General features: G+C 60.0%; 3 protein-coding genes. 2 read left to right on the forward strand and 1 reads right to left on the reverse strand.

Annotated elements, in window-relative coordinates:
- Positions 1–365: 365 nt before the first annotated feature.
- Together U9R25_05465 and U9R25_05470 are read left to right on the forward strand one after the other, a co-directional pair.
- On the forward strand, positions 366–2,102 hold the full coding sequence (locus tag U9R25_05465) for an alkaline phosphatase family protein (protein MEA3335337.1): 1,737 nt from the start codon (positions 366–368) through the stop codon (positions 2,100–2,102).
- Positions 2,102–3,070 (forward strand): lysylphosphatidylglycerol synthase domain-containing protein, encoded by a 969-nt coding sequence (locus U9R25_05470; protein ID MEA3335338.1) that lies wholly within the window; start codon positions 2,102–2,104, stop codon positions 3,068–3,070. The genes U9R25_05465 and U9R25_05470 overlap by 1 nt, the downstream gene beginning before the upstream one ends.
- A 37-nt stretch (positions 3,071–3,107) precedes the next feature.
- On the opposite strand, the gene U9R25_05475 is transcribed toward U9R25_05470, so the two are convergent.
- Positions 3,108–4,181 (reverse strand): glycosyltransferase family 2 protein, encoded by a 1,074-nt coding sequence (locus tag U9R25_05475; protein MEA3335339.1) that lies wholly within the window; start codon positions 4,179–4,181, stop codon positions 3,108–3,110.
- Between the last annotated feature and the right edge of the window lie 541 nt (positions 4,182–4,722).

Below are 4,722 nucleotides of genomic sequence, written 5' to 3' on the forward strand. Positions count from 1 at the left end.
CTTCGTAACCTTCGCGTCCCTTCGCGCCTTCGTGGTCCAAACTTCGTGCCTTCGCGTCCACCTTCGCGCTTCGTAACCTTCGCGTCCCTTCGCGCCTTCGTGGTCCAAACTTCGTGCCTTCGCGTCCACCTTCGCGCTTCGTAACCTTCGCGTCCCTTCGCGCCTTCGTGGTCCAAACTTCGCGCCTTCGTGGTCCAAACACTCCGCGCATTTCTGCTCAGGCAAGACTCGATTCTGCCTGCGAAATTGCACACTGCGCGGAAGACCGGGTATAATGCCGTGCGCTGGCGGCAACCTGTTCAGGGTTGTCACGTCGCAATCGGTACTCTACCGCAAGAGTGAACCCATGTCAAAGTGGAGAAATTATGCAGCCCAAGGCTGAAACGGCGGACGGTGCCCGCGTCCTGGCGATCGGGTTGGACGGAGCGACCTGGCGACTGATCACCCCCCTTCTGGCGGCCGGCGACCTGCCCAATCTGGCCGAACTGATGGCGCGCGGCTCGTCCGGGTCGCTGCAGTCGACCATCCAGCCAAGTTCGGAACAGGCCTGGGCGACCTTTATGACCGGGCAGAACAACGGACGCCACGGGGTCTATGGATTCCAGCAACGCCGGCCTGGCACCTATCAATTCGACTACGTCAACGCACGAAGCATCAAAACGCCGACCCTGTGGCAGATCCTCAGTCAACGCCGGCGGGATGTCATCGTGTTGAACGTGCCGATGACCTATCCGCCTGCGCCGCTTCGCGGTGTGCTGGTCGGCGGATTGCTCAGTCCGGGCACAGATAGCTCCTTCACCTATCCCGAGGGCATCTACCAGGAACTCTGCCAGGCCTGCGGTGATTACATGATCGACGTCGACACCGAGCGGGGTCGTCTTGACGATGCCAGCTTGGACCAACTGGCCGCGGATGGTATTCGCATGATCCAACTGCGCACCTGCGCCGCGCTGCACCTGGGCCGGACTCGGCCGTGGGATATTCTGATGGTCATGTTCGGGGCCAGCGATCGACTTGCCCACAAGTTCTGGAAATACTGGGACACCAGCCACCCGCTTTACGATCCCTCCCGGGCGGAGGTCTTCGGGGATGTGCTGCCTGGCATTTACCGCCAACTGGATGCTGCCGTAGGGGAGTTGGTGCAGGCATTCGCTGACCAGGATACAAGCATGTTTGTGCTGTCAGATCATGGGTTTGGCCCGCTGCACAAAGCGGTCTATCTGAACCGCTGGCTTCAGCAGCAGGGCTACCAGGTTCTCAGGTCGGGGGTTGATTTCAGTCCGTCGCACCAGTTGCAGGTCGGCATGCGGGGGGCATTGCGCCGGGCCTCGCGTTTCCTGGACAACCGGGCTGTTGCCGGCGCCAAAGACTGGGCGTTCCAGCGTTTTCCCCGGTTGAAGGGCAGCCTCTATTCTTCGATGGCCTTTGCTCAGGTTGATTGGTCTCGAACGCAGGCGTATGCGCTCGGTACCATGGGCAACATCTATCTCAATCTGCAGGGCCGGGAGCCTGGTGGCATCGTGGTTCCTGGTGAAGAGGCCGATCGGCTGGTGGGCCAACTCATGAATGACCTGGCCGGGCTGACCGATCCTGACACCGGGGAAGCGGTATTCTTCCATATCCAGCGGGGAGACGATCTCTACGACGGCCCTGAGGTTGGCCGCGGCCCTGATATCGTCGGTGTCAAGGAAAGCCGCTACCACGTGGTGACGGCGGACTGGCAATCGGGTACTGAGATCCTGGTTTCCCTTGGCGACGCCATGCATTTCGTCTCCGATCAATCTGGCCAGCATGAGTTGGAAGGCATCCTGATGGCTGCCGGACCTGGTGTGCGCTGCGGAGCGGCGATCGACGGCGCCCGGCTGATGGACCTGGCCCCGACGATTCTTTACGCCTTGAGGGAACCGATCCCAAAATCGATGGATGGACGGCTCCTGGCAGGGCTGTACGACGCCGACTATCTTCGTAAGCACCCGGTGACCTTTGCCGATGATGAAACTGACGGGGATTCCGGGGACCGCGCAGGTGGTGTCCCCGCCTACAGCGAGGAAGAAAAGGCCCTGCTCCGGGATCACCTTGCCAGCCTGGGATACCTGGACTGATGCGCTCAAAACAGGCGCGCAGGATTCTTCAAACCATTATCGTACTGACGATTCTGGGGTTTTGGGGCCTGGCCCTGGCGCGAAATTGGCAGGAATTGGCCGAATACAGGTGGGAAATCTCCTGGCCATGGCTTTTCCTGTCGATGGTCGTCCTTGTCTTTCAGATGATCCTGCTGGCGACCATCTGGTGGCAGGCTTTGCGCTTGATGGGGGAGAGGGTCTCCTGGCGATTGGGCACCTCGCTGTGGTTGAAGACCCAGATCGCGCGCTATATTCCAGGGGGAATCTGGGATATTGCCGGCAGGCTTACCCTGGGCTATGAGGAGGGCCTGAACATGCGGGCCATGTCGGCCAGCGTGGTGCTGGAGATGGCCCTGCAGGTGCTCAGTGCGTCGGTTTTCCTGATCGTGGCCCTGTGGTTGCGAACCGGTACCTCCGCCGCGGCCTATCTTCCCGGGGTCGTCGTCGTTGCCGTCGGCTCCCTGATTCTGCTCCTGCCTCCCGTGTTCGAGTATCTGGTAAACTGGGCGCTTCGCTTGCTTCGAAGACCGCCGCTGGATATGCAGCTATCCTATGGTGATATGCTGCTTCTGTTTCTTCTGCGCGTGATTGGCCACATCCTTCTGGGGGTCGGTCTTCTCTTTTTCGCCCGGGGCCTGACTCCCCTCGACTGGTCCCTAGCTCCTGCTATGGTGACCTCCTACATTGGCGCGTGGTTGATCGGATACCTGGCTCTGCTGGTACCGATGGGCATCGGCGTTCGGGAGGGAGTCTGGGTGCTTTTATTGGAGGGACAGATGCCCTTTGGCGCACTGAGTGCCATTGCGCTGGGCTACCGGGTCTGGATCGCGGTTCGCGACCTGCTTGCCGCGCTGGCTGGGGTTCTGCTGGGCCGCGAACAACAGGGTTTGCCGGGAACTGTCGATCGAGCTGCGGAGAAACCATCGAACCCCGAAACTGGCCCTTGACTATCCTCTTGGGGGAAGAGGATGTTGGGGCGACCCATCAATCTTCTTCTTGAATCGATGGCTTGTCGGCAAGCAGTTTCTCCGTCGGGACCGGCGGTGTTGAGGGTTTTGGTGCGCTCTCGAGCCGCCGTTGCTCATCTCTCAAAGCCCTGACCTCGAGCTGCAGCTCTGTGAGGCGTTCGCCATGGCTGACGATCATTTCTGTGATGAAGCCGATCAATACCAGGACAAGGCCCGCCAGCAGAGCGACGCCGGCGGCGATGAAGATAGGTCTTCGCTGCGCGCCGCGGCTCAGCCAGAGCATTAACAGGTAGAGGTAGGTAATTCCCGAAGCGCCCAGGAGGATCAGTCCCAGGCCACCGAAAAAGCGCATGGGCGCCTGGCTGAAGGACAGAAGAAAGCGCACCACCAGGACGTCCAGGAAGGAAATGGGAATCCGGCTGAGCCCGAATTTGGAGCTTCCCGACTGTCGCGGGTACCAGTTGGTCGGGACTTCCCCGATGCTGAATCCCATGTCGGCCGCAATGTGCAACAGGTAGCGATGCCAGTCTGACCGCAATGGCGGCATGGCCTCGATCACCTCGCTGCGAAAGGCCTTGATCCAGTTCATGTCGTGCACGTTCACATCGAACAGCCAGCCGGAGATGATGTTGTAGATACCGGAGGAAAAGACCTTGCCATCGGCCCGTCCCTGGCGCCAACCGGCGACCACGTCGTACCCTCCCCCGGTCAATGTGTCCAGCAGTTTGGGGATATCCTCTTCGGGATCCGATTCGAGGTCAGCCGGTAAAAAGATAATGACATCGCCGCGAACTTCACGAAATCCTGTTCGCAGCGCAGCCGTCAGACCCAGGTTCCGGCGATGCCGGAACAGGCGAAGAAAGGGGTACTGGGGCGCCAGTGACGCGGCCAGTTCTGCAGTGCCGTCGCCGGAGCCATCGTCGACCAGGACCAACTCGCAGGAATGCCCCTGTTCCTGCAACGGGGCAAACGCGTTGCCGACCTTCTCCAACAAGGTGGCAATGTTGCCAACCTCGTTGTGGGCCGGTATCAAAACTGATATGGGGGCTGGGGCGATTTCCCCGTCGTCATAACTGATTAGCTCATCCATAAAACAAAGGCCGGTGGGCCGCTACCATGCCGACCCACCGAGGTTATTATAGCATAGCGCTCGGCTTCCTCGCAACTCATCCCCTCGGTGCCGTGACAATCTCAGAGGCCTCTTCAATCCAACCTTCTTGACTGAAGAATGCATGAGACTGCCACGTCGATCTCGCTCGCTCTTGGATCGGCGTGCCAGCGTGACGTGCCGCTCGATCTCCTCGCAGTGACATAGCTTGTTGTGGTGCTGGCTTATGACTCTCCCACAATGGTTCGGCCTCCCGATTGTCATATCGAGCCGGGGTTTGGGCCGGCGTAGCTAGCTCACGCACCGTCTAGTACTCTGCGGGCTAAATAACTATGCAGTAACCAAGGTCCTTCACCAGAAGAAGGGACGGTCTTTAACTGCATACTTATCTACGCTAAGCTGTACTAGACGGGCCAGCCCCGTTGACGGGGCGCCGTTGTGTAGCCGGGGGGATTTATCCCCCGGCGTCTTGCTCCTGAAGCAGGCGATCCTGGTTTGCAGGGATCGCTTCCGTTTGCGGAGA

Source organism: Chloroflexota bacterium, assembly GCA_034717495.1.
In the GTDB taxonomy this organism is placed as follows: Bacteria; Chloroflexota; Anaerolineae; order JAAEKA01; family JAAEKA01; genus JAYELL01.